This is a genomic window from Rhizobium sp. Rhizsp82 (genome assembly GCF_047325115.1).
GTDB lineage: Bacteria > Pseudomonadota > Alphaproteobacteria > Rhizobiales > Rhizobiaceae > Rhizobium.
Genome location: NZ_CP168569.1, coordinates 118,744 through 142,503, shown reverse-complemented (window position 1 = coordinate 142,503; position 23,760 = coordinate 118,744). Strand labels below are relative to the sequence as shown.

The window sequence follows — 23,760 nt, the reverse complement described above, 5'->3', positions numbered from 1 at the left end:
GCGAGGCCGCGGCGAACGCATGGGGAGACGATGTGCCCCTTCAGACGACACCGCCGCCTGCTAAAGCATGGTCCCGTTTCAAGACTGCGAAGTTTGTCCGCTCAGGTCCGACAGCCAGGAGCACAGGTCGCGCATGCAACCCTGTCTTCGATGCGCCACAATCAGGATCGAATGAGATTTGCTGTGGCAGCTCTTCCCGCTCGCCCACAAGCCGCCTCGGATCTCACACAAGAGGGCGCTCGACCAACAATGGCAAGCGCCCTCGTTCAGTTCGATGATCGTACTCAAGTTGCAGTTTGCAACCTTCGTGAGCAGGCTGCTCAGATGTTCTCGTAGATCCAGCGGGGGCCGATCAAGCCGTACGCCTGATCATTCGCGCCAGAGCGATCAAAATACAGGCGCCGATGAAGCCAGCGATCAGGTAGCCTAGCCAGCCGCCGAGGACGACGCCGAAAAGCGAGAGAATGAAGTTGGCGACAATGGCTCCGACGATACCTAGAATGATGTTCATGATGACGCCCATGTTGCTCTTCATGAACATCTCTGCGAGCCATCCGGCAATGCCGCCGATAATGATTGCCGCGATCCAGCCAATGCCTGCGTCTTCCATGGAGACTTCCCCTTCTATGAGATTGATATGAGCTTCCGAAATCCGGAAGCAGCCGGTAAACATCAGCGACGACGATTTGTTCCGCGACATGGATTGACTGCGCCACTTCCACCGTCGATTGCCACGAACAATCGGCGAAGCAGACGCGGGTTCCGGAGCAAGAGAACTTCCTCATCTCTTGCGTTATCACGTCTGGATCAGTGCCCGCCACAAACTAAGCCGATGCTCCTGCAGGCGCTGGGTGACCTCTCCTGGAACTTTCGACGGTGCAGCCAGTTTGTGGACCTCCAACAAAGGAGCCTCTCATGACTGTACAACTTGCGCTCGAGGAGAGTGATCTTGCGCCGGTAACTCAAGCCGGATCGGATACCCTCGTATTTGCGCCGGACCTTTCCTATCGACGGATGTCCATTGTCAACGTCATCTTCTATGGCAACCCTTCGAAAAAGAACGAATGGGTATTGATTGATACCGGACTCCCGACATCGGCAAACGCCATCATCGAGGCGGCGGAGCATCGTTTCGGGGGCGGCACCAGCCCGGCCGCGATCATCATGACCCACGGTCATTTCGATCACGCCGGGTCGTTGGCAGCGCTTGCTGAGCGTTGGGACGTGGCCGTTTACGCTCATCCGCTGGAATTTCCATACCTCAACGGTGAGGCGTCATATCCGCCGGCAGATCCTCTGGTGGGTGGCGGCGCGATGGCCTTGTTGTCACCGCTTTTCCCGCGCTCCCCGGTTAACGTCGCTTCGCGGCTGAAGGTGCTACCACCAGATCATAGCATTCCTGTCATGCCAGGATGGCGATGGCTGCATACTCCCGGTCACGCGCCAGGTCACATCTCTCTGTGGCGCGAGAGTGATCGTACCTTGATCGCAGGTGACGCCGTCGTCACCACCGGTCAGGAGTCGGTTTACGAAGTCATCGTCCAGAAGCCCGAGATGCACGGGCCGCCACGCTATTTTACGCCGGACTGGGATGAGGCAGGGAAGTCTGTCAGAGCGCTTGCGGCTCTGGAACCTGATCTTGTCATCACCGGGCACGGCCGACCCGTTCGCGGCCCTAATATGCGACGCCGGCTGCACGAACTGGCAAATAATTTCGCATCGATCGCAGTGCCGGAAGGCCGCCCCTACGCTCTCGATCCGGCAAAGCCGGGTAAGAGTGGTAACGACGCTTATCGGTAACATTCCGGCAAATTGGGGAGACAGGGATGGAAGAAGAGACACCGCACTCACGATCGCGACCCCCATTTCCAGCGCCGGTCGCTCATCTCTTGACAAACCTGTTCATCGCGCTCGACCTCGAGGACAATACCCTCCTCACCCGAAGGCGCGCCCGGATCTTGCGACTAGCGAATTCGACGCAGGTCGTCGCCAGATGTAGAACGCGACCATTATGTTCGATCAGCGCCACTATCGAGGCCGCCAGCGGCTTGCGGCTTATGAAACGAATACTGCCTCCTGATCGTTACCGGACCCATTTTGTTGGTCGTCTGTCCCAGCCGCGGACCATCGAGTTTATGGCATGAGAATCGACCCGACGAGCATCTTCACGATCCGGGATCTCTCGAGGGCCCGGCGTTTGAACAGGATTTTGTCGGTCCTACCGCGCTATCACACCGGCCGCAGGATGAATGCAAAGATAATCAACAGCCTTGTCGATTTGGTTCAAGCCGCGCTGCCGCCGTCGGCGCGCCAGCGGGTACACCTGGAAAAGGATGAGGTCGCAGCCTCTGATCATCATACGATTCCTATACGCCTCCTTCGGCCGCGCCGGAGACCGCAAGCTCTCCTCTTGCACTTTCATGGCGGTGCATGGGTTGTCGGAAACGCTCGGCTGGACGACCAATGGAACGCCAGAACCGTCCGCTTGTGCAACGTGATGGTGGCCGCTGGTGACTTTCATCGAGCCCTCGATGACGATCTAGAGCGCGCAATTGAGGACGCCGTCACCCTTATCGACTGGGCGTTGGATCATCTAGCAAGCTTTGGCCTGGACAAGCTGATCGTTGAAGGTGAATCGTCCGGTGCTCATTTGGCCGCAGCTGCGTTGGTAAGAGTTGCCGAGCGGCGCCCGATCAAACGATTGGCTGCGTTTGTGTCTCTTTGCGGGGCTTTCGATATGGGTGGCTCAATAAGGCTGAGGACGTCCGAGCGCAGTCTGCTGATCGATCCGCAATCAGCGCTCCTCAATCTCGACAGACTAGTGCACGGGCCGTCGCTCCTCGATGTGGGCAGTCCGGACGTTTCGCCGATCCTCGCTGATGCCTCCAGCGTTGTTTGTCGCTGGCGCGCTTGATCCTGTTAAGGACGATAGCACGCGCATGTATGAGCGGTGGCATCAGCAGACGGGTTGCGCCCAACTACTCGTGGTCCCTGATGCACCGCACGGTTTCGAGCGGTTGCCGACCCGCGTTGCGGCCAAAACTCACTCCTTCGTCGCACGATGGATCGAGAGGATTCTCGGTCCTGCGTAGCGGATAAGGCCGGATTCGGGCTCTGGCGTCCATCATGTCCACGGGCGCCATCAAACCGACCTACCCGCCTCGTCGGCTGGACTAAAGCGGTCTCTCGCGTGCGCATCGTTTTGCTGGGCAGGTTTTGGGCCTTTTAGAGTACCTACCAGGTCTTTTCTCGCCAGCCTGCCTCTGAGCCCCAACGAGTTTGCTATCTTCGCTCTTTCGCTCGCTGCTCCCGGGACGGATCGAGAGCTGTCGCGGATCGAAATACGCCCTGAACGCCGTGATCCCGTCCTCGCCGAACTCGATCACACTGACACCGTCGTACTGGAAGGATTGGTCACCGACCCGGCCTTCGCTCCTCCACTCCAGAAACACAGTGCCCTCCCTTGCTTCCACCTTTAAAATCGGGTTCATATTCTTTCAAATGTATGGACGTAATTCTGCCAGAACGATTTCGCGGCGTGTTGCTCGTCACGATTGACGAGCAACCTGAGTTTCGGTCGCAACACGACGGCGCCTTAACCTATGAGATGGCTTCCACATCAAGGGATTTATCAAGTCCGATGCGGGAAGAAGTTAAGACCTTGCGCAGGCTTGTTTCGGGCGGAGCAACAACTATAGCCCGCAATAGGGCGATCGCGATTGCTACATCACCCAGGTGCTGGCGATGATAACCGCGACCAGAACGGCGATGAGAGCAATAACTGCCCAGGCCGAGCGCATCTTGCCTGGTCGTGCCGGATGGCGACCTTGTGCGTCATATGCGGTTTGCTCGTCTGCCGTGCCGTACCGGTCTTCGTCCTGCAAAACGCGTCCTCCAATGCGTTCTCCTACCGCTGCGACTAAGCTTAGGCGGCTCGGCCACGATAGCGAGATCGGGCAATAAACAGAATCATCGTTCGGGGTACTGGCCGATTTCGCGGCGAACCAACTTTAAAGTGCGATCCGGTTGGACGATATAAGTCTCCTGGACCCAGTTTCCAAACTGATTATAGAATTCGTGTGGCAAGACGCTGCCAATGGGCGATCTCGTAAGCTTGCCGTGAGGTTGTCCACCATATGTGATGCTTCCAGGGATTGGCTCCAAATCTTCAGGTGTTGAGCATGAAGCTGCGACCAAGCTCAGGATCATTGCAGTTGATGTCAGAATGGGGTTCATCATAGGTCCATTAATCGTGAACAGCAGTCGCGGCGATGCCGGCGCACGCCACGCGCGGCTAAAATTCAAGCCGCAAATACGAGAACAGCGCCCATCGCAAGAACGGCGCTCAATCCGAGTGCGGCCAGTCCGGACGTCACGTATTCGGAGAGCCGTCCGGTGTCGGCATGCCTAATTTCCTCTTTGGTTCCGAGGACCGCGGCAAACCCGGCCGCAATCCAGCAGACGAGCGCTGTGACCCCTAACACGACAGCGAAATGAGACGTGGTGGTTGAAAAGTCTATCATGTCCGTACCTTCGCTTTACTCGTGCACCTTATGGGCTTCGTTGGGGAGGCCGCTCGATAGCCAGTGAGCAGTTACTTTTTCCCGGGGAAGATCGGCAGTGATAGCTGCCATCGTGCGAGACCTCCTATGATCGATGTTTGAAAAACCTCCGTGCAGGCACGGTGTTCCCGCGGGATTGCTCTTGGTCCGCTATCGCACGCCCGGACACGTCGGCCAGAACTGCCCCGGTTACTTCAATGATCGCTGGCCAAAGGAGATCAAGATCGTAGCACGTCGCGCCGTCCAGACTGGTCGCTGGGCTAGGAGTCGATCGCGAATGCCCGGGTTTATCATTTGCTTGTGAAAATCTTAAATGCGATTGTGTTAGCCCTGAATGCCGCTAGTCGCGATTAGGTGTTATCATGTTCGCATTTAACATCTCGTCCCCCATCGAAGTCATTCGAGGCTTGTCGGAAAGAATGAAGCGCCGATGGATCGACCACGGACTAACCCAGCGGGGATGGGCGGCAAGATCTTATGTCTCATGCGGATCGGTGAGGTATTTGAGGACAGTGGGAGATTTCGCTAGCGAGTCTCGTGAAGATTGCTTCGCCCTTGAGGCCGAGGCCGTGGCTGACTTTGACCACCTGTTTCCAGGTCGGCCGCCGCAGAATATCGATGATGTCGTTGATCGTCCTCTTAAGCAGCGGGTACGCCGGAAATGAAGTTCAAACCAATCCATCAAATGAGTGTTTATCTGGATCCCGAAGGTGAGCGACAAGAAACTCGGCATACCGCCTAACCAGAAAATTCATTCGATCTTTCCGTCTCGTATAACAATGGTGCGATCAAGCCGCGCCGCGAGCCTGGAATAGGTGACGATCAGCAGAGACGATCCGGCTTCCCTTCCCAGCTCGAGCATCACATCAAGGACCATGTCGCCGGTTTGCTCGTCCAAATTTCCTGTCGCTCATCAGCAAGAATGAGCTGCGGTCTGGCAGCCAGCGTTCGGCCTGATGGCAACGCGTTGTTGCTGGCCTCCTGACAGTTGCTCTGGATAGCGGCTCGTGTACTCTCGTAATCTCAGAGCCTCGACCAGGGTATGTTCCCAGCCGCGATCGTAACGCCCCGCCAGCTTTGCATGAAAGGACATGTTCGCAGCGACGTCGAGCGAAAGAATAAGGTTGAACTGCTGAAACACAAGACCACCCTGGTTCGGCGATATCGAGCGCGTTCGGCCCCAGAGAATTTACCGAGGTCACTGCCATCCATGAGGACTGTTCCGCTGCCGACGCGATCAAGCCCTTTAGCGAGATGAAGAAGGGTACTTTTCCCGCTCCAGGAATTCCCTGTTAGAGCAGCGCTTTCGCTGTCGGCGACATCGAGATCAATCCTCCCAAGGACCTCGATGGCACCTTCGTCGTTGAGAGCGAGGATCATGACTTCTCTACTGACCTTCTCGAACCTGTCAATCTTCATGAAATAAAGGAGGATGTCCGTCCCGACAATGACGATTGTCGCCGGACGGCCGGAATCGAACATAGCAGCAGGGAGTGTTCCGGCGGCCACCGCTCCGCGGCGCACAACCTTCGGGCTCGTCAACGATCCACTTCACCAAAGACGATGTCAAGCGAACCAAGGACGGCCGAGATATCTGCAAGTTGGTGGCCGCGGCACATGAAGTCCATCGCCTGCAGATGAGTAAATCCTGGAGCCCGTATTTTGCATCGGTACGGTGCGTTTGTTCCGTCAGCGACGAGATATACGCCAAACTCACCTTTAGGTGCCTCTACCGCTGCATATGCTTCGCCCGTAGGCACCCGGAACCCCTCGGTATAGAGCTTAAAGTGATGGATGAGCGCCTCCATCGAACGTTTCATGTTCATGCGTTTGGGTGGGACTATCTTGCCATCGGCCGAACTGACGGCTCCAGCGGCTGCCGTCCCCATCAAACGCTCTAGGCATTGCTTCATGATCCTTACCGACTCGCGCATCTCCTGCATCCGGATCAGGTAGCGGTCATAACAATCACCATTCTTGCCGATCGGTATGTCAAACTCCAGGTCTGAATAGCACTCGTAGGGTTGCGAGCGGCGGAGATCCCATGCCGCACCGGAGCCTCGGATGAGAACGCCGCTAAAGCCCCAGGCCCACGCATGTTGAAGACTGATCACACCGATATCAACATTGCGCTGCTTGAAAATGCGGTTGCCCGTGAGAAGGTCATCGATATCGTCGAGCACCTTTGGAAACCTGTCGCACCAGGCAGCGATATCGCAGAGCAGATCGTTCGGGAGATCCTGATGCACGCCGCCCGGCCTGAAATATGCCGCATGCATGCGAGAACCGGAGGCTCTCTCGTAGAAGACCATGAGGTGTTCCCGTTCCTCAAACCCCCAAAGCGGCGGCGTGAGCGCGCCTACATCCATTGCTTGGGTTGTCACGTTGAGCAGGTGCGACAGGATGCGGCTGATCTCTGCATAAAGAACCCGTATGAGCTGGCCGCGGATGGGTACATCCACGCCAAGCAGCTTTTCGATCGCAAGACAGTAAGCGTGTTCCTGGCACATGGGAGCGACATAATCGAGGCGGTCGAAATAAGGCAGGGCTTGAAGATAAGTCTTGCGCTCAATCAGCTTCTCGGTACCGCGGTGTAGAAGGCCGATATGCGGATCCACCCGCTCGACGATCTCTCCATCGAGCTCAAGAACGAGCCGAAGAACCCCGTGCGCGGCTGGATGCTGCGGGCCGAAATTGATATTGAACGTCCGGATGTTATGTTCCATGAAAGCCTCAAGGCGCCTTTGTGTCGGATCCGGGTTCGCCGCTCTTTTCGTCGCCCGGCAGGATATACTCGGTGCCCTCCCAAGGAGAGAGGAAGTCGAAGTCACGATATTCCTGGCGCAGTTCGACCGGCTCGTAGATCACACGTTTCGCTGCATCGTCATAGCGAACCTCCACGAATCCTGTCAGCGGGAAATCCTTTCTTAGAGGATGGCCTTCGAAGCCGTAATCTGTCAGGATCCGCCGCAAATCGGGATGTCCGGTGAACAGGATGCCGTACATGTCCCATGCCTCTCTCTCGTACCAGTCAGCGTTTGGGAACAGCGGGCAAAGAGAAGGGACGAGTGTTTCTTCGTCCGCCGCAAGTTTCACGCGAACGCGCATGTTCTTATGCGGAGAGAGGAGATGGTAGACGACGTCAAAGCGTTTTTCTCTGGCCGGCCAATCGACGCCGCAGATATCGAGCAAGCAGATGAACTGGCCATGTTCGTCGTCTCTCAGAAATCTCACCAGCTCTATAACGCAGGCCGGCGTCGTCAAAATTGATAGTTCGCCGCGCTCGCATTGCGAAGAAATGACTGCATTCTTCTGATGAGCTAAGACATGTGAGAGATAGCCGATAAGCTGGGACATTTTTATCCTCCGGCGGGCCCAACTAGGACAAGCTCCGCAAGTTCCAGGCGCCAATGCAAGGCTTTCCAACCGGTCCTTCGACCGTCGGGCGGCACCGTATACGGTTTTCAGTCGCTGGCAGGCTTCACGGGGTCAAAATCGACGAACGTAGCCGCCCTACCCTTGGAGACGACAACATCGCCCTGGCGACCGCTTCGGCTCACGTCGACCCCGCGCATGTCGAGCCCTTCACTTTCCTTGCCAGTTTTGGCCGCGAGAGCCGGTGCTGCAACACCGTGTCTTGGACGGGTCTGCCTTCCGGACGGGCCGTTACGGCTCACCTCATCGCCCGTTCCCTCACAGGCAAACGCTTGACCGCGACACTCTGGTCTTTGTTCAGGGAAAGATGCCAAATCAACCTCCTGATCGACGGGATTTCCTTTAGCTGAAGCTTTTGCCAAGGCAAAAGAGATCGCCAGCGAGAGTGTTGCCACGGCCTCAGTTAGCTCGCCTTCGTCTTTCGCATTTGCCAGCCTGAAGCCGTGTTCACGAACGATTGCAAGAGCTTCATCTCTTGCCCAGGGCGGGACCGCGCGGTTGAGCGCAGGTGAACTATTTGCGGGTAGTGTCATGGCTGTGATGGCTGTCTCTTTCGCCACCTCCGCCCGATTTGGAGCTGCGCGATCTATTGTCGCTATCGGCCTGCGCCTTGTTGGCTTTAAGAGGAGCCTTGGCATTTTCGTGGGCCGCTCCAGGTCCACCCTGGCGAAGAGTCGTGGGATGTTTACTTGATGTCGACATACGACCCCCCTATCGATCCTGTTGATAACCCTGATGGGTCGTATTCTGATTGCTGTTGCCCTGCTGGCCGATCTTGTCAGGATTCTTCGGGCCGTTTGCGGCGGCAACATCAGCCTGCTTTCGGTTGTCACCGGCGCCTTTCGGCGAACGATTGGCTGGCGGTGTGGGAGGCATTTTGCTGGTCATTGGGGCGTCCGATCAGTCTGAGTTTCTATTTGCGGAATGGTCCTGGTACTGCTCAGTCTGAACAGCCTTTCCATCCAGGCCGCGCTCTTTCGAATGCTGGGCTTTATCCCTGTTGGACAGGACCATGTTCTCGGGGAGTTTATCAGCCGGAATTTCTGTCATGGCGCCCGTACCACCCCCTTTGGCCTTGGCGCCGATCCCGATGTGCTTGCGGTCTCCATGTGGCATCTGACTTCCTTTCAACGAATCCCGTCCAAACTCCAATGCAGCGGCGGAGTTTCCGTCGGCTCTCAAATTTTCGTCTTGGCGGTGATTTTGCCGCCCCCCCGGAAATACGGCGACATCCTTTCTTGTTTTTGCCTCATCCATCGCCCGCCCGTGAGAGCACAGCGCCCTAGGGCCTTTCGCGTGGGTCGCTGCTAGCTTTGCTAAAAGGAGTTTCGCTGCTTCCAACAATCTGCCCTGCTCGAGATGTCCGCCTCGCAGCGTGCCGGGAACAATCCGGGCGTTGCCGTGCACGGCAGCGGGCGCCCCCCAAGTGCGCTCGGCACGGCCGGGAACCCTTCGCATGACCAGACCCGCCGTGTTCCACTGACGAGCGCTCAGCGTAGCGCTATGTCAGCGATCAGGCAGTTTCGGATGCAGGGAAAGCTCGGAAGCGCATGGCTGGTAGGCGATCATCGTTTTTCATCTCGCGTCGTGTCGGACCTGGAGCGTCTAAAGCTCATCCGCGAAGAGACTATTGCCGGGCGACCTGTGCTGAGGTTCGTCGGGCCCCACGCGTAATTTCCGGCCGTCTGAGCTTCCAGCTCCACGGGCGCAGCCACCGAGCGAAATCGCCAGAGTTCGAACATGGCGATTTAATCTCGCCATCGCTCTTTCTGAAAGCCAGTGTGCTGATGGCTCGCGCCACGCGGGTTTCACCAGTTACCACCCGAACAACCGTGTGCGCAATCGAAGCCCTTCAAGGTAATGCCCTGATATCCGGGGGGCGGGCTGCTACAGTGTCATATCTTATGGTATCGCCTGTAGAGCGTCTGAGGCCAGACAGTGCCCTGAGAGAAGACGCCCTTCCCTCGCCCCTGAAGCCCTTTTCCCGACAGCGTCATGTCAATCGTCTCTCCTTCCCTTGGACGATGACAAGACCGACATGGTCATGAATATTGTTTGCGCGTGGTGCCGACGTCCTCTCGACTGAAAGAGTGTTCGAACATCTTCGCAGCTCGGATCGTGTTAGCGACGGTGAGCGCGCGTTGCTGGTGCAGTAGCCACAAAGTGAAATGTCGAGAATCTCAGTCCTAAACCGGCCTTCGCAAGGCCCGCAAAGTTTAATATTGATCGGAGCGTAAGGCACTCAGCAACGCATGCGATATTGACATCCGATGATCTACACATGACAACGAAATTGCCAAACAGGGGAGAACACCAATGGCCGACGAAAGCAATCCCAGCTCCGCACCAGCAGACGCGGTAGTGTCACCGGAAGCCCCGGTAAAAAAGAAGCGCGCACCGCGCGTTAAAAAGGTGGAGGCGAAAGCCGCCCCAACAATCGCCGAGCCCGCGAAGAAAAATCGCGGCGGTCGGCCCAAGCGCGCCGAGGCTGCTGCAGCACCTGAAGTCGCCAGTACCCCCGCGACCCGCGCTAAGCGCACATCGTCGCCATCCGCAGCAGCAGGCAAGCGCGGTCCAAATCGCGCTGCCACGCAGACGACTGGATCTCCGCTGGCGGACGATCTGGCAGATCTTCTCCAGCTTGAAGAGGAAAACCAGCGCCTACGCAAGTCGCTCGCCGAGAAGCTTCGCACTGAGAATTCCGATCTGCGTAAGCGTCTTGGCCTAAAGTAATCATCGCTCGATGGCGGACGGTTTGCTACTCGTCCGCCATCCGGTAAACTGGATCCTAGAGAATCGTTCGCCGGATCGGTACCCGATCCGGTTTCCGCGCCGCGTTCATCAGGCGCGTCAAGCGAGAGGGAACCTCGATGTCGCCGTGGAACATCATCTCCAGATTCAGGTCCAAAAAGGACGTGTCAAAGGCGACCGTCGTTTCGCCAGTTCTGCCCGTCAGCTCCGAAGCCAGCGCTATGGAGGACCATTTCGATGGTTTACCGGTCGCTCAGGCAGACGATACAACTGCCCCGCCAGATCCTGTCGCCGTCATGACCAGTCCCGACGATCATACCGTAACACCCGTCGGCAGCCCGGCTGCGGAAGCGGCGGCTGTAGCGGAGGCCGAAGAGAAGGAAGTTACGGCAACTGCTCCGGCCAGCGAAATCTCCAACTCCCAAAAGTCCAAACGGCCAACCTACGATATCCGTGCGAGCAAAAAGGCTCGAAAGGGACCCCGCATCACCTTAAAGGGCAAAGAAACAGGCACCCAACCGCCATCGGCGGCCCCTATGCAGACGTCGGACCAGGATGGCTATTTGGACGCGGTCTATGGCTTGGACGATGACATCAAGCAACTGAGGGCAGCCCTCGCTCAAAAGCTCGAGACCCAGAACGGCCAGTTAAGAAATATGCTGTCGCGTTTTGAGGACAGGTGACAGTACGACTGCTCGAGCGACACAAGAGGCGTCGCGTCGAGTATATCCGACAAACTGGTCGATGCCGCGTGGGACAGATGCGTGCTGATGCTTAGCTCTGCCTGATCGCCAGATGACTGGTATGAGGCAACCGGCAGATCGCTTGAAGCCCGGCGACACTCACGATGGATGTATCTTGGCTCGACCTCCTCGAGGAATCCCGGCCCGAGCTATCTTGACGTGATCAAGCTGGCCATAACACAGTGTTTCCTCACGCCCGCAATCTTTGTTTTATCACATATCCTTCGCGTCACCGTCCTCGCGCACGGCCGGTGTGTGTTGCCGCCAAGCACCGCGAGCGATCGTTCTACAAGGCCCCTTGGATGAGGCGCTAACGTTTGTATAGCTCGGCGCCTCGGGCCCATAACGACTCCTGAGCCATTGTTAGGGCCGCTCGATGAGGTTATTGGGGACGAACACGGAATTCGTCCCTTCAGACTGGGCAGCAGAATATCTCACTTCGATACATCCACTTCGACTTGCTCCGCGCGTCAAGCCTGTGGTCGCCAATCGTACAGGAAATAGTCACATGTCCCTTTTCGTCATCCCAGATCCTGAACAGCAGCTATTGGATTCCCTAAACGCTTTTTTCGAGTCGCATCACATTGAGGGCGATAGTGTGGCCAGCGCTCTACGTCGCAGCGTTGATACCGCGAAATGGAGCGCGAAGCAGAACCGTGCTATTGCCAGACGCTATTGCCTGGAGCTCGGATGGACGCCGGACGATCTCGCTGCAATGATGGTCATGCAATGCAGTCTTACTTCTATGACCAGCGGAGAGTTCACCTCGTCGCCGGGCCAGTTGACCCCTGAAGGCGAGGGATTTCGGCGTATTTTCGAGCTGTGCCTGGAGACGTTGGTCCGCACTGGCCGTATCAGCCTTGAAATCGCCGACATCGAGCGACGAGAACTCGAAGCCGAGATCGCCGAACTCTAAGATTTTGGCACCGCTCCTAGCCGCACCTCCCTGCACGCACGGCAATTGGAGTTCGAGAGCCAGTCGTCTCAAGCGAAGTGAAGATTTGACCCCGTAGTCGAGCGATTGAGCGTGGCGGCGAGCCGGTTTTATGAATGATTGAACGGTCTTCGCCCGCGGCAGTTAAGTGACCGCAAGGCGTTTGAAATCCACCTTGTCCGGATGCATCGCCCAATGTTATCCGTAGAAGCCCGGCGCCGGATCAGTCCGCACCGGGGTTTTTTCTTTGTTGGACAACGATCGCCATCTGCCGCGACATCTCAGTTGCCTAAATTACACCTTCCGAATATATTTTGCTGTCCGCTCCATTCGAGCGACCGGTGCAGCGTTTCATCTGGGACTTTATTAGGGATTAGAGCGCCATGCCAATGAAGCCGATGTCGCGGCCTTGATTTTTATGCAGTGCATCTGAGAGTTCATATCCACTTGCTGAAAAGGACAAGCCGATGGCTGACCCCAACGTTAAAACTCGTGCCTGCCCGATATGCAAGGAAGAGATCAAAGTTGCCGCCACCCGCTGTATCCATTGCCATTCAAACATCCCTCCAGGTGCAGACGGACGAGCTCGGCCCCCAATGATCATGGGTCGGCGCATTCGTGCTATGGCCCATAAGGCACCGGCCCCGACATTTAACGCCGGTCCATCGTCGGCATGCAATGATCTCGAAATCGATGACGCCGGCGTCTGGGAATACATCGGTGAAGACGAAGAGTATTGCTACTATTGGGGCCCTTCCTGAGCCACAACGGAGCTTCAGCGATCTATCTCATCACGGCGCCCGGGCATCGTGTTCCGCGATGAGATGATATCAAGCCTGGTCTCGCACCCCGAATGACTGTGCTGGTCAAGGAGCCGGCGACGGAAGGCTTCAGCAGGAGACGGTACATCGTTGACGGTGCAGTCAGCCAGGAAAACGGCAGGTTCCGCATCTCCGCCAGGCTCTTTAGAGCCTCCGACGGCGTCGTTGTCTGGGCGGGAAGCCATTACTACACGTCGGTGACTCTCGGTAAGGCGGCAGAGGAAAGTTCGGGCGGCTATGCTTCTGAAATAGCAGGTACCCTACAGCGAAAGCCATAGCCTAACGAGATATTTTTTCCATACCAGCCATGGCGCACGACCTACAATCACCTGAGGATAAATGATCGTATCGTACGTCGCGCCTGCCGCTTCCTGATGCTACCATTCGGCTCCCCTATTTCGCTTCAGCCGCCGCTTGGTGAAACGCTGTCGTCAACCCGGTGGCGTGAACAGTTTCGCGAGATCGAACGGATAGCCATCCACGAGGGATCCGCAGGACGCTGTTCTTCGCCACCAAACTCGCGTGCGATCTCGCCCGCACGAGCGCTGCAAGTCGGGGTAACTTGTCGAAGGTCGAACTCTTTCAGGGTGCTCCCGAGTTCGAGGGGACGCCAACCCTGATCTCCTTTGAAAACTTCGGCGAGAGGCCGTCGCGACGGGCTCGTTCGCCGATGTGAGAGGATGCCCTGAGCTCGTCCAGTGGAACCGAGTTGTTCAGTGCTCCTCGTTCGTAGGCGTATTCGGGCAGGTAGCCGTTGATGATCAGACGCCAGTCCAGCGGCACGCTGGCCCCAACTACACGCATCATCTTGAGCACGGTCGTGGTGCAGTTGCTGGTCAGGGAATTATAGAATTGCGGGGTCTCGGCGAGAGCGTTCGCATCTGTCACATACTCGCGAAGCAACGACCGCATCTGTTTAGGAGAGGCCCTGAGACGGTAGAGCTGGACATCCTCGCCGCGGAAGTTCGAACGCACGCCGACAACATCTCTTTCTTCGGCTGCGATGAGCACCATCGGGTTGCTCTTGAACAGATCCGCAAGAGGGGAGAAGGCACCTCCTTCTGACCGGCGAACCTCGATCGACCATGCGAGCTGTTCGCCGTCATCGAAGCCGAAGCTGAAGATCACGTGGGCGATCTCCGGCCCCGACCAGTAGGACATAATGAGGTCGAGTGTCCGCAGCTTGCTCAGATCGTAGGTTCGCGTCATCCAGCGCTGATTGACCGCCTCGGTGCTACTCCGCCACTCGAAGTCGCGCACGTTGAACAGCGTGAGGACATCGCCGTCGATAGTTCCCGTGGCCTGTCTGGCGACGTCGGCGGCCCAGGTTCCGTATCTTGGGGGCTCGATCGAATTCCACCAGGCAACGACCACTGCGAAGGTCAACACGTATGCGGCGGCTGCCCTCAAGCGCCACCGCGTAAACAATCCTGCCATCGCCGAGGCGCTCAAAAGCGCGAAAAGCCCGGCGACAAGGGCTCTCATGAACTCGGAAGCTGGAAGGCGGTACCACAGAGCAAGTGTTGCCCACGCTGCGGCAACCGTTAGCAGGAATGCCAGCATGATCCAGCTTGCCAGCCGAATGGCCCGATGCCAACCCATCGCCTTCCTCCGGTTGCCCTTGGGACTTCAGACCGAGAATGCCACTTGCGGGTCGATCCTGATAGCCCTCGCCGGGATCTACGACATGCGGCTGATACGAGTTTCCAACCGTCTGAATGGAAGTGATGGACGGAGGAATGCAGCGGAGGGCCTGGCGGCGGCAGATGGCGTGGCTAAGCGAGAGGTCCGTCAAGAAGAGGCGGAAGCCATGACCGACAACTGGAGGGCACGCCTGCGCGACAGACTGGAAGACTTGGCCGATACCTTTGTCGTCGCCGGGGCGAAACAGGAAGACGTCTTCGACGCCATTACCGAGGAGGTGGAAAACCTCAAGGTCGCGCTGGATCGAGACCCTTATCCGGCGAACGACGACACTGCGGTGATCGAGGAACCGGCGAACGACTGTCGGCGGACCGGGCACAGGAAAACTCATGTCGCGACCGCCCTCGGTGTCCAGGCGATCGAGCATCATCGCCGCAAGGTCAGCTTCTTCTCAACCATCGAACTGGTCAACGCGCTCGAGCAGGAGAAGGCCAACGGCAAGGCAGGCCAGATCGCTGAGACGCTGGTTCGTCTCGATCTGCTGATCCTCGATGAACTCTATCCCTACCGTTCAGTGCCTCAGGCGGAGCGCTGCTCTTCCACCTGTTGAGCAAGCTCTACGAGCGCACCAGCGGCGTCATAATCACCAACCTCAGCTTCAGCGAATGGGCCACCGTCTTCGGAGACGCCAAGATGACCACGGCTTTGCTGGACCGGCTGACCCACCGTCGCCACATCCTCGAAACCGGGAACGACAGCTTCCGCTTCAAGGCCAGCTCGGCCGCAGCCGCACAGAAGAGAGGAGAAAAGGCCAATCCCTTGACCGAAGCCTGATCAGAAAACCATACCTAGAGGTGGCTCACTTCTCGGTGGAAAAACCGGCTCAGTTCCGCGTGGAAACCAACAGCCCTGGGCGATTGAGCGTGGCGGCGAGCCGGTTTTGCCTCACACTTGCGGCGTTAGCGCAGCTCCAAACAATTGCGTCCACGGTCCGGCTTAACACTATTTGTACGGCGACCGATGCCATCTCCAAACGTTTGCTTGCGGAACCTCAACTTGAGTTCCGCATTAAGGTGACGTCTATATGGCCTTTCGCCAGGCGAGCGCGAAGTCGACAATCACACACGCGCTGTGTGCCATGATCAAGGGCTCTGTTGTGTCAGTGGAGGAAGGATGCGGCAATATAGTTGGACCTTGATGAAGCCTGGCGCCGTGCCAACAGTTGGCCTTGGGACGATTAGTGACGTCGAAAGCGCAATCCATCGATGCCAGCTCAAGGGAATTCCATCTGCCAGTTGGCTTGTTCAGGAACTCCGGAAACGACAGGATCTGGCCGGCACGGCGCAATATACTCATTCAATGGGAAAACCAGACGAATGGCGTTTTGCTTGGATCGAAATCCAGATTTAGGCCAAGCCCGTTTTGTTTTGTACGGTCGACACAATCGACATTTCCGGGAAATCGATTACCTTATCAAATGGCGCGGGCCCTCCCCTCGCCCGGGTCGTCTCCTCTCTCCAACTGCCTGGAGATGGCTGCGTGTTTGCGTTCGACGGCCGTCATGCTCCGTCGCACAGGAGATCGCCTCATAAAACCCAGGCTAAACCCAGCCCTACCACCCGTGGGGCGATCTCTCGTGCGTATTTACAAGGGAGCCGGCGCTAACCGTAACGCCTTTCCCCGCCCAGATGCTTCCCAAATCGACGGCGCGCGTTAACACGGTTGGCGCTTGCAGGCCGCCACGTCCAGCGCTGGACACCCTTTGCTATTGTTCGCGGGGCCCCACTTGAGCCTCATGTTTCATCTTGCAAATGGAAGATAAAAGCAAAAGCAGACGGCGGCGGTGGCAGCAGCTGCAAGATATGTCAGTCTGCTTTTGCGGTATCCGCCCGGTACGGGACCGTACACAGGCCGCGAGCGGGATTTTGGCGCGGTTGTCGGGGAACAACGGCCGGCGGCCGCAAGTTTGCCTGCCTCCAACCTCGGAGAAGAAAATGCGCATCGTAAACATCATTACCCTTCTTCTCCATCATTGGCGGGATCAACTGGTTGCTGGTCGGGCTTGCAAACACTGACCTGGTTGCGAGCCTATTCGGTGGCCAGGACAGCACCTTTTCTGTCGTTGTGTACGTTCTGGTCGGCCTATCCGCGATTTGGCAGCTCGGTCCGCTTTTCCGTGCGATGTCTGCAGACCAGACCGCTGCTGAAGCAAATTCCATTCGCCACTAACAAAACCAATGGAGCATGAGAGCATGACTGACAATCAAACCGCGAGATTTTTGTTACCGGTCTCCGCAACGCCCATGCAATGGAGAATCAAGCGCTCAGCATAATGAAACCTCAGATAAAGCGGATTGAGAACTATCCGGAGATCGCCGCGAAACTTGAGCAGCACATCGCCGAGACGGATGGCCAGATTCAACGGCTTGAAGACATCCTCGCCGCTTTAGACGAGGACCACTCTTCACTCAAAGACATGGCACTGTCTCTCACCGGAGCTATGGCAGCGATGGGACATTCAGTTGCTGGGGATGAAATTCTCAAGAACTCATTTGCCAACTACGCCTTCGAAAACTTTGAGATTGCCGCCTACAAGTCACTGCTGACCGTCGCTGAGGCAGGCGGGTATTCAGCTGCAACGACGGGCCTGCAGGCCAGTCTGGCGGAGGAGCGGGCAATGGCGGAGTGGCTGGATGCGAACATCGTCGCGGTAACGACGAAATTCCTCAGCCTGCGCGAGGCGGGCGAAACCGCGAAAATCTAAATGTGTAGAGCGCTTAGCGTATGCTCAGCGCTCTCGCCTTTTCGTAACGCCAAGGAGGATTAACTAGAGGCCGTGCGCAAGATTTTCCGGCGACACTGATACGTGCCAGCAGGTTCGCTGAATACGCAGTAGAATAAACCGGTTCGGGCTGGCCCGGGGGTTCTGAGAAGATAGCGGGCATGTTCTTTGATCCGGCTTGCAAGGCCTAGACGTCCTCGATCTGCCACCTGTTGGTTGGCCGGGCGGGCGGTACGTCTCGCTTTCCCAACTGCGGTCTGTCGCGCAGCGCATCGGCTTCCTTCTCGATCACGTAGATGATCGAGAGTCTATCGGCGCCCTTGGCCACAAGCTCGTCGACAAGGTCGGCAATGCGCGGCTTGATCTCTGCCAACGCCATCTGAGGGTTCTTTGCTTCTGCCGTCACGCTTTCCTAGATCCGCGGGCCTGCCTCAATAAGTTCGACGTCCTCAGCCAGGACGAGAGACGCCGGAGGGTTGAGTTCAACGCATCCTTCAATCAGCCCGGAAATGTAGGCGAGCGCGTTTTTCATACCGTTGATCGTGTACGGCTTCTCAATCGCGCCGAGTGCTCCAGCGAAATCTCTCGGTATCTTCTTGATGTTGCCGCTGACAAACACATAGGGAATGTTCTTGGCGGCTAAGTCCCGCCCCACCTCGATGCCTGTGGGGCCATCTTGTAGATGGATATCCACGAAGGCGAATTCCGGCCGCTGCGCCGCGATTGCTTCCCGTGCCTGGTCTCGGGTAGCGGCAGTACCGATTACTTGATGGCCGGCCATCTCCACCTCGTTCTCAAGCTCCATCGCCAACAGCATTTCGTCCTCGACAATAAGTACTTTCAATTTTTACTCTCCTGCGGCGCTTCCACGAGCATCGTTACGTCAACAGTGGTTCGATGACCCTCGATCCGTCTTTCGATCTTTGCCCCAACTTGCCTTGCAGAGGTCTCCAGAAGGATACGGCCGATTTCAGCGGTCTCGATATCTACTTCCACTGGAATTGAAGTGTCCTCTACGCGGATCAGAAAATGACCGTTCAGTCGCTTGACGACCACGTGGATCTGGCCGCCGCCATCACTCAGCCCCCGGCGTACGGCGTCCCCAACAAGTTCGTTAACGATGAGCGCCAGCGGGGTGGCTTTCACCGCAGGGACATAAACTGGATGAAGCTCATGCGTCAGGCGAATATCCGGCCGCTTGATCGCACCGACCAGATCCGAGACCATTTCGCGGGCAACGTCCGCGATATCGAAGCGGGAAACGTCGTCCAGCGTAAAGAGTTTGCGCTGGACCGTACTGAGAGCTTCAACGCGGTTGAGCACTGACATGAGGATCTGTCGATGGTCTTGGTTCTTCGTTATGCGAGCCTGCAATTTTACGATTGATGCCATCGTAAGCAGGTTGTTCTTCACCCGATGATCGACCTCATGCACGAGTAAGGTTTTTGCGCCCAGCGCTGATTGAAGCCGTTCAGTGTTCTTCGCGACCTCCTCTTCGGCTTTGTGGCGTGCCGCAGCGAGGTCGGCCTCGCGGCTCTTGACGTTGGTGAAGTCCAGCTGAGATGCGAAGAAGTAGACAATTCGGTTGTCGTCATCCCTGACGGGAGACAAGAAAAGAGCGTTCCAGAACTCGCTGCCATCCTTCTTATAGTTCAGGATATCGACGGCGATATCAGAGCCGGCTTCCACAGAAGCACGGATCCTAGCGACGGCCTCACGACTGGTGTTGGGCCCCTGTAAGAACCGACAATTCCGGCCGACGACTTCCTCAGCAGAGTAGCCGGTCAACTTCTCGAACGCCGCATTGCAAAATATAATCGGATTGTCGTCCTGATTGGGGTCGGTAACGATCATCGGCATCCTGGTCGCCTTGAAGGCCGCGGCGAAGGGGTCTTCACGAACGTGCCTGGCGACAAGGCGGTCGCCGGCGGTTTGTGCAGCATTCCTTCTTTGTTCGTTATCAGTCATAACATCTCAGATTGTGGTTGAGCAGGGTGCGGTAGACTGCGGCGAAACCGGCATCGGGCGCAACCGAATTTCGAATTTATCGGCCCGCAGAGACGGCTTTTTTTGTAAGAACAAGCGGACTGGTCATCTCACTCAAAGAAAGCCCGGGCACTCGGCATCGGTTCTAGAGAATTGCGCCACGCCTGTTTGTCAATAATCGCGTCTCCAACTGCGACTTTGCCGGATGTAGGAAACCGGCGATCAAAATCAGCTTTATCTGTGGCACAATTCACCAAAGGTCACGCCGGCGTCTCACCAGCAATACAAACGAGAAAGCCCCTGCAGCAGTAAGGCCAGTCACGAAATGGAATAGAGTGAAAAAAGTTCCATCCCTCCAGCAGTTGGCGCGGTTGCAAAATACGCAGCGCGCTCTTTTTTTGGGGTTGGCGATAGAGGAGGCAACGCTCCGGCCCACGCGCCGCGATTATCGCAGCACGATAATCAGCTCGCAACGCCGGGGTGGTTGATAAGGCGACAGCATAATGCGCGAGTGCATGTTTGTCTGATCGCCAGATGGTTGGCCCGTCTCTTCCGCCACGAATTGGAGACGGTGAACCTTTATCGAGTTCGAATCCTTTGCCGGCCGTTAATGCAGCTACCTGAGCCTTGCTGTCGTGGAACCACGTTCATATCTCATTGTTAGACGAGCATCATAAACATGAGTTGATGCATGCGGTCCATCCCCATGAGTTTGGTCGCTTATCAATCATTGAGCCGCAATATCTGCAGCAAAAATTGGAGGATGCCGTGAACTATATTTGGCTTTTTGTCGTCTCCGGCGGGGCGGCCCTCTTGGGGTTCGCTCTGGCGTTCGGAATGATATCGCAGGATCCTAAGAGATCGATTGGAGCGATTGCCGGCTCTTTTATAGTGGCTATCCTCGCGCTCGGAGCCGGGATCTACGTATCCCAAGCATCTACTGCGCCGATCCAGCCCCCGGACAGAAATCATACCGAGAAAAGCCTTCCGGCTGGACCGGCGCACACAGAAGAGCTGCCGGGGGAGCCGAAATCCCGATGACGACCTTGCTTGCCGGACGACCAGCTTTTCGCCTGAGGTCCTGCTCTGAGTTGATGACTGTCTCTGCCGGGCGACGTTCTTCACCGCAAGCATCTAAGCGCGTTCATCTCGCTCACATGTTCTGACGTGACACCAATCCTGGCGATCTCCCTCGTCATCGGCAGGGTAAACACCACTCCCCCCGGTTCGCACCCGGAGTTCGAGATCCTGGGCTGCGGCAATGACGGGGGTCACCGTCGGGCTGCTCATGGCAGAGAGCCCCATGAGAATAAACTTCGTCATTCTGCGCATTTCGATTTCCTCCGTTCGCGAAACATCGGACAGATCCTATTGTTCCAATGCAGGCAAGCGCGGCTGAGGCAGAGGTCGGAGAAGAACTTGCTGAGGGAGGGGTGCGCGAGTATCCGTCTTTCTCTGAAGGACGCGGCGTGCAGCACGGATAGTTTGGCAGCGCGCCCGGGCCGCTGAACTGATGCAGCCTAACCGCCGCCAAGCTGTCGCGGAAGGGGCGCCAGACCCTGATTGATTGCGTGGCAAACGATCATGGAGCCCGATGCGGGTAGCGCTCGCACCGTTCCGCGACAGTGGAAAATAGACGATACGGAAAAGCGGTGACCATCGTGGTGAACCGGCTTCGATGCGCAGGCTATCTTCGCAAAAAGTTTTTCACGCTATTGCTCAACCTCTCCAGCGCATCGATGTCTTGAGCTACGGGAGCGTCTTCGCTCCAGGTCTATTTCCTTCCGGTCAGCCTGGATGATACCGCTGGTGACATCAAAAAGCCTGATGATGCCGGGGTGACCGCAAGAATAAAGGGCAGTCTGTTTTTCGAACCGTCGAGACACGAAGCCATCTCGATGCAGTTGCGTGAGCGCATAGGTAACATTGCGTCGGGTTGTACGGCATTTCCCTGTTAGCTCGCTGATGCTCATTTCGTGCCCGATGAGGTGAGACAGAACACGGAAGCGAACCGGGTTCGCCAATGCATCCAGTAGAGAGACTTTTAATCGGATTTCGTCGTCCATGATGTCGGCTGCTCCTTCTTCCATATCTGGAGCACCAGCGTTGAAGCGCCACCTGTCTGTGCGTTGCCGTACCAAATTGATTAGACGGGATTTCAAGCGCCTGCTAATAAAAGAAGTACCAGTGCCATCGGATAGTTGCATGCCAGTATACCGTCCGAGCACGTCTGCGCTGCGGATGGATGGGCACAGTCTGGATCGCAAGCCTTGGGGAAAGCCTGTGCACGTTGGCAATCGTTTTTGACGAGCGATGGAACGATGCTGCGAAGCGGTAAGGGTGCCGACCTCTCCACATGGATGCCCGCATGCTTTTCAAAATTCGATGACTCTCGCGGTCTCGAGCTCGTTGTTCGCGGTCGCAATTTTAGCGAGCTTGGCATGAGGCTAGCTGTCGTGGAAGTGGCACGTGTCATGAGCCGCGGAGTATCAACCAACTGAACTAACGGCTGGCAGGCCAGATTGCTAACCTGGGGGAGCTCTCCTCGTTAGTTAATCCAGGTCCTCCGAGTTCAAGCCAGCTGCAAAATCTCGTCTCGCGTTTGCGACAAGCTTACCGGTGTCGGTAATTCCAGTCTTCGACAGTTGGATAAGCAAGGTTGCGAGACGAAGCACACAGTGTCGATCGCGCTCGACCTTGAACTCTCTGCAGAGGGTCTTCAACGCGGCATTGAGGACCAGAGTGTCGAGCATAAACACATCACTCCTGATATTCAGGCAAGGCGGCGGCGAAGAAATGCGTTCTCAGCGCGCAGTTTTTCGACAAGAAGCGTTCGCAGCCTCCTGTTTTCATCTTCAAGCTGCTGCAGCTCAGCCCGCTCTTCCTCAATGGCGAGCGAGGGGGGCAGGAGAGCAACATCAGACCGTGCCGCTGATTTCCGGGGTTTGTATTTAGTCGTAACTGGATCAGACATGGGCGACTTCGGCTTTTGCGCACGAGGCCGCTTCTCATCCGCGCTTTTTGACCGGTTGCTGGTTGTCGCCTCCGCAACGTCGGCAGCGGGGACTGGATGCGCGTCAGTTGATTTTGGGACAATCTCGTCCTTCGGCTCTGCGATGGCAGGAGAGATGTCGCTTCTCATCCCGAGTTCGGTTCTCGGCTCAGCGCCCGGTTCCACAGCTTTGACTTGCAGCGGCAAGTTATTGTTCTGCCGCTCTACGACCGGTGCCTGCTGCGTCTCGCTGCTCGCTCCAATCTCAGCTGCTGGTCGCCGCATATTGGAGTGCAGTTCATTCTCCACGTCTTCTGAAATCGACTTTAGGTCCAGGTTTCCCCAGATGGACGTCGGCTTATCCGCACTCCGACGGGTCCCCCCCTTGTACTCCACTATGAAATTTTTGTGCGCTCTTTTCATCGGTTTCGCCCTCGCTGTCGAAGAGGCCAATTTTGCCATCCGCATCAACTATTCAAATCGCTATCTGATGTAAATGGAGCTGCGCAAGTTTCGACAGCCTGCCCATCAACGCGACCTGCTCCGGCATCATCTAATGACACTTGTCCTGGACGGAACAATCAAAACCGTCTCAGCCGTAGCAGCACTGCCACGAGCGCCATTATGCAAGCCGCGTCAGCGTATTATGACGCATCATCTATCGGAACTTAAGCCTCGCGTTTCTGTGGCCTCGACCAGCTGTCGAAAATATCGAAGAGCTCCCGCTTCGGTAGCCCTCAACAGAAGCGGCCCGGCTTGCGCTGTCAGCGCTGTCAGCGCTCCACCATCGCCCGGTCAGATGGCATCACCAATAAAGAGCGCAACGACATGGCAGCACCAAGCGGCAGGTTGCGGTCTGCGCGTTAAGAAAGCCAACCGAGAAACGAAGGGCCAGTATGGCAGGGTCGCTTGACAGCCGCTCGGTTGCGAACAGAGCCGGGGCCGCACCTTGCCAGAAAAGGGCTGCGAAGAAGGACATTGAGCGCTGCACAAGCGCCCAGCCGCGACGGCGCGCCAATCGGCCGAAAAGCCTAAATTGCCGATATCCCGGTTACGACCGTTTCATCGACGACCTGGACCATGGAAGCTCCAGACACGGCGCCGCAATTT

General features: G+C 56.9%; 22 protein-coding genes and 3 pseudogenes. 8 read left to right on the top strand and 17 right to left on the bottom strand.

Annotated elements, in window-relative coordinates:
• Positions 1-352: 352 nt before the first annotated feature.
• Positions 353-610 (bottom strand): GlsB/YeaQ/YmgE family stress response membrane protein, encoded by a 258-nt coding sequence (locus tag ACEN84_RS00730; protein WP_130279859.1) that lies wholly within the window; start codon positions 608-610, stop codon positions 353-355.
• Between the two features lie 305 nt (positions 611-915).
• Here ACEN84_RS00730 and ACEN84_RS00725 point away from each other — a divergent pair, with 305 nt between their 5' ends.
• Together ACEN84_RS00725 and ACEN84_RS00720 are read left to right on the top strand one after the other, a co-directional pair.
• On the top strand, positions 916-1,800 hold the full coding sequence (locus ACEN84_RS00725; RefSeq protein ID WP_130279556.1) for an MBL fold metallo-hydrolase: 885 nt from the start codon (positions 916-918) through the stop codon (positions 1,798-1,800).
• 340 nt (positions 1,801-2,140) lie between these two features.
• Complete coding sequence (locus ACEN84_RS00720) at positions 2,141-2,914, top strand: alpha/beta hydrolase fold domain-containing protein (RefSeq protein ID WP_413708876.1); 774 nt, start codon at positions 2,141-2,143, stop codon at positions 2,912-2,914.
• 808 nt (positions 2,915-3,722) lie between these two features.
• Here ACEN84_RS00720 and ACEN84_RS00715 read toward each other — a convergent pair.
• The 8 genes and pseudogenes from ACEN84_RS00715 to ACEN84_RS00680 form a co-directional block, all read right to left on the bottom strand.
• Positions 3,723-3,884: a hypothetical protein gene (locus tag ACEN84_RS00715; RefSeq protein WP_413708875.1), complete on the bottom strand. Its 162-nt coding sequence runs from the start codon at positions 3,882-3,884 to the stop codon at positions 3,723-3,725.
• Positions 3,885-5,313: 1,429 nt separating this feature from the next.
• Positions 5,314-5,942 (bottom strand): annotated as a pseudogene (locus ACEN84_RS00710) (ABC transporter ATP-binding protein).
• 158 nt (positions 5,943-6,100) lie between these two features.
• On the bottom strand, positions 6,101-7,288 hold the full coding sequence (locus ACEN84_RS00705) for an NADH-quinone oxidoreductase subunit D (RefSeq protein WP_112715837.1): 1,188 nt from the start codon (positions 7,286-7,288) through the stop codon (positions 6,101-6,103).
• Positions 7,289-7,295: 7 nt separating this feature from the next.
• Entirely contained in the window at positions 7,296-7,919 is a 624-nt protein-coding gene (locus tag ACEN84_RS00700; protein ID WP_112715835.1) for an NADH-quinone oxidoreductase subunit C, read from the bottom strand.
• Between the two features lie 107 nt (positions 7,920-8,026).
• Positions 8,027-8,530 carry a hypothetical protein gene (locus ACEN84_RS00695; protein ID WP_130279559.1) on the bottom strand — a complete coding sequence of 168 codons (504 nt, stop codon included), beginning with the start codon at positions 8,528-8,530 and terminating at the stop codon, positions 8,027-8,029.
• On the bottom strand, positions 8,511-8,699 hold the full coding sequence (locus ACEN84_RS00690) for a hypothetical protein (RefSeq protein ID WP_112715833.1): 189 nt from the start codon (positions 8,697-8,699) through the stop codon (positions 8,511-8,513). The genes ACEN84_RS00695 and ACEN84_RS00690 overlap by 20 nt, the downstream gene beginning before the upstream one ends.
• A gap of 9 nt (positions 8,700-8,708) precedes the next feature.
• Complete coding sequence (locus tag ACEN84_RS00685) at positions 8,709-8,885, bottom strand: hypothetical protein (protein ID WP_165402646.1); 177 nt, start codon at positions 8,883-8,885, stop codon at positions 8,709-8,711.
• A gap of 12 nt (positions 8,886-8,897) precedes the next feature.
• Complete coding sequence (locus ACEN84_RS00680; RefSeq protein ID WP_112715831.1) at positions 8,898-9,113, bottom strand: hypothetical protein; 216 nt, start codon at positions 9,111-9,113, stop codon at positions 8,898-8,900.
• 1,200 nt (positions 9,114-10,313) lie between these two features.
• Between ACEN84_RS00680 and ACEN84_RS00675 the strand changes: the two genes are divergently transcribed.
• The 3 genes from ACEN84_RS00675 (at position 10,314) to ACEN84_RS00665 (ending at position 12,407) form a co-directional block, all read left to right on the top strand.
• Complete coding sequence (locus ACEN84_RS00675) at positions 10,314-10,730, top strand: hypothetical protein (RefSeq protein ID WP_112715827.1); 417 nt, start codon at positions 10,314-10,316, stop codon at positions 10,728-10,730.
• Positions 10,731-10,867: 137 nt separating this feature from the next.
• Positions 10,868-11,431 carry a hypothetical protein gene (locus tag ACEN84_RS00670; RefSeq protein WP_112715825.1) on the top strand — a complete coding sequence of 188 codons (564 nt, stop codon included), beginning with the start codon at positions 10,868-10,870 and terminating at the stop codon, positions 11,429-11,431.
• A 568-nt stretch (positions 11,432-11,999) separates the two neighbouring features.
• On the top strand, positions 12,000-12,407 hold the full coding sequence (locus ACEN84_RS00665) for a hypothetical protein (RefSeq protein ID WP_413708874.1): 408 nt from the start codon (positions 12,000-12,002) through the stop codon (positions 12,405-12,407).
• Between the two features lie 391 nt (positions 12,408-12,798).
• On the opposite strand, the gene ACEN84_RS00660 is transcribed toward ACEN84_RS00665, so the two are convergent.
• Positions 12,799-12,987: a hypothetical protein gene (locus ACEN84_RS00660; RefSeq protein ID WP_413708873.1), complete on the bottom strand. Its 189-nt coding sequence runs from the start codon at positions 12,985-12,987 to the stop codon at positions 12,799-12,801.
• An 841-nt stretch (positions 12,988-13,828) separates the two neighbouring features.
• Positions 13,829-14,809: a DUF4105 domain-containing protein gene (locus ACEN84_RS00655; protein WP_413708872.1), complete on the bottom strand. Its 981-nt coding sequence runs from the start codon at positions 14,807-14,809 to the stop codon at positions 13,829-13,831.
• On the opposite strand from ACEN84_RS00655, the pseudogene ACEN84_RS00650 reads away from it, so the two are divergent.
• A pseudogene (locus ACEN84_RS00650) lies at positions 14,730-15,724 on the top strand (ATP-binding protein). The gene ACEN84_RS00655 and the pseudogene ACEN84_RS00650 sit on opposite strands and share 80 nt — an antisense overlap.
• 778 nt (positions 15,725-16,502) lie before the next feature.
• Here the strand turns inward: ACEN84_RS00650 and ACEN84_RS00645 are convergent.
• Positions 16,503-16,610: a hypothetical protein gene (locus ACEN84_RS00645; protein WP_413708871.1), complete on the bottom strand. Its 108-nt coding sequence runs from the start codon at positions 16,608-16,610 to the stop codon at positions 16,503-16,505.
• A gap of 274 nt (positions 16,611-16,884) precedes the next feature.
• On the opposite strand from ACEN84_RS00645, the pseudogene ACEN84_RS00640 reads away from it, so the two are divergent.
• Positions 16,885-17,119 (top strand): annotated as a pseudogene (locus tag ACEN84_RS00640) (DUF378 domain-containing protein).
• Positions 17,120-17,198: 79 nt separating this feature from the next.
• Complete coding sequence (locus ACEN84_RS00635; protein WP_413708870.1) at positions 17,199-17,654, top strand: ferritin-like domain-containing protein; 456 nt, start codon at positions 17,199-17,201, stop codon at positions 17,652-17,654.
• 205 nt (positions 17,655-17,859) lie between these two features.
• Here ACEN84_RS00635 and ACEN84_RS00630 read toward each other — a convergent pair whose 3' ends face one another.
• The 5 genes from ACEN84_RS00630 to ACEN84_RS00610 form a co-directional block, all read right to left on the bottom strand.
• Positions 17,860-18,078: a hypothetical protein gene (locus tag ACEN84_RS00630; RefSeq protein WP_413708869.1), complete on the bottom strand. Its 219-nt coding sequence runs from the start codon at positions 18,076-18,078 to the stop codon at positions 17,860-17,862.
• Positions 18,079-18,084: 6 nt separating this feature from the next.
• Positions 18,085-18,516: a response regulator gene (locus ACEN84_RS00625; protein WP_112715815.1), complete on the bottom strand. Its 432-nt coding sequence runs from the start codon at positions 18,514-18,516 to the stop codon at positions 18,085-18,087.
• On the bottom strand, positions 18,513-19,640 hold the full coding sequence (locus ACEN84_RS00620; protein ID WP_413708868.1) for a PAS domain-containing protein: 1,128 nt from the start codon (positions 19,638-19,640) through the stop codon (positions 18,513-18,515). Before ACEN84_RS00620 ends, ACEN84_RS00625 begins: the two co-directional genes overlap by 4 nt.
• A gap of 1,730 nt (positions 19,641-21,370) precedes the next feature.
• The gene (locus ACEN84_RS00615) at positions 21,371-21,724 is read right to left on the bottom strand and encodes an ArsR/SmtB family transcription factor (RefSeq protein ID WP_413708867.1); all 354 of its coding nucleotides are present in this window, start codon (positions 21,722-21,724) and stop codon (positions 21,371-21,373) included.
• A gap of 707 nt (positions 21,725-22,431) precedes the next feature.
• Positions 22,432-23,073, bottom strand: a complete 642-nt coding sequence (locus ACEN84_RS00610) for a hypothetical protein (RefSeq protein ID WP_413708866.1) — start codon at positions 23,071-23,073, stop codon at positions 22,432-22,434.
• Positions 23,074-23,760 lie beyond the last annotated feature (687 nt).

Excerpts from the sequence above, each read along its gene's own strand:
- ACEN84_RS00635 (WP_413708870.1), top strand. The coding sequence starts at position 17,199 with ATGGAGAATCAAGCGCTCAGCATAATGAAACCTCAGATAAAGCGGATT.
- ACEN84_RS00615 (WP_413708867.1), bottom strand. The coding sequence starts at position 21,724 with ATGGACGACGAAATCCGATTAAAAGTCTCTCTACTGGATGCATTGGCG.
- ACEN84_RS00675 (WP_112715827.1), top strand. The coding sequence starts at position 10,314 with ATGGCCGACGAAAGCAATCCCAGCTCCGCACCAGCAGACGCGGTAGTG.
- ACEN84_RS00680 (WP_112715831.1), bottom strand. The coding sequence starts at position 9,113 with ATGCCACATGGAGACCGCAAGCACATCGGGATCGGCGCCAAGGCCAAA.
- ACEN84_RS00725 (WP_130279556.1), top strand. The coding sequence starts at position 916 with ATGACTGTACAACTTGCGCTCGAGGAGAGTGATCTTGCGCCGGTAACT.
- ACEN84_RS00695 (WP_130279559.1), bottom strand. The coding sequence starts at position 8,530 with ATGACACTACCCGCAAATAGTTCACCTGCGCTCAACCGCGCGGTCCCG.
- ACEN84_RS00655 (WP_413708872.1), bottom strand. The coding sequence starts at position 14,809 with ATGCTGGCATTCCTGCTAACGGTTGCCGCAGCGTGGGCAACACTTGCT.
- ACEN84_RS00620 (WP_413708868.1), bottom strand. The coding sequence starts at position 19,640 with ATGACTGATAACGAACAAAGAAGGAATGCTGCACAAACCGCCGGCGAC.
- ACEN84_RS00670 (WP_112715825.1), top strand. The coding sequence starts at position 10,868 with ATGTCGCCGTGGAACATCATCTCCAGATTCAGGTCCAAAAAGGACGTG.
- ACEN84_RS00705 (WP_112715837.1), bottom strand. The coding sequence starts at position 7,288 with ATGGAACATAACATCCGGACGTTCAATATCAATTTCGGCCCGCAGCAT.
- ACEN84_RS00730 (WP_130279859.1), bottom strand. The coding sequence starts at position 610 with ATGGAAGACGCAGGCATTGGCTGGATCGCGGCAATCATTATCGGCGGC.
- ACEN84_RS00665 (WP_413708874.1), top strand. The coding sequence starts at position 12,000 with ATGTCCCTTTTCGTCATCCCAGATCCTGAACAGCAGCTATTGGATTCC.
- ACEN84_RS00610 (WP_413708866.1), bottom strand. The coding sequence starts at position 23,073 with ATGAAAAGAGCGCACAAAAATTTCATAGTGGAGTACAAGGGGGGGACC.
- ACEN84_RS00700 (WP_112715835.1), bottom strand. The coding sequence starts at position 7,919 with ATGTCCCAGCTTATCGGCTATCTCTCACATGTCTTAGCTCATCAGAAG.
- ACEN84_RS00720 (WP_413708876.1), top strand. The coding sequence starts at position 2,141 with ATGAGAATCGACCCGACGAGCATCTTCACGATCCGGGATCTCTCGAGG.
- ACEN84_RS00660 (WP_413708873.1), bottom strand. The coding sequence starts at position 12,987 with ATGTTTGAATGGCAATGGATACAGCGGGTGGCGGCAACTTTGATCTCT.
- ACEN84_RS00690 (WP_112715833.1), bottom strand. The coding sequence starts at position 8,699 with ATGTCGACATCAAGTAAACATCCCACGACTCTTCGCCAGGGTGGACCT.
- ACEN84_RS00685 (WP_165402646.1), bottom strand. The coding sequence starts at position 8,885 with ATGACCAGCAAAATGCCTCCCACACCGCCAGCCAATCGTTCGCCGAAA.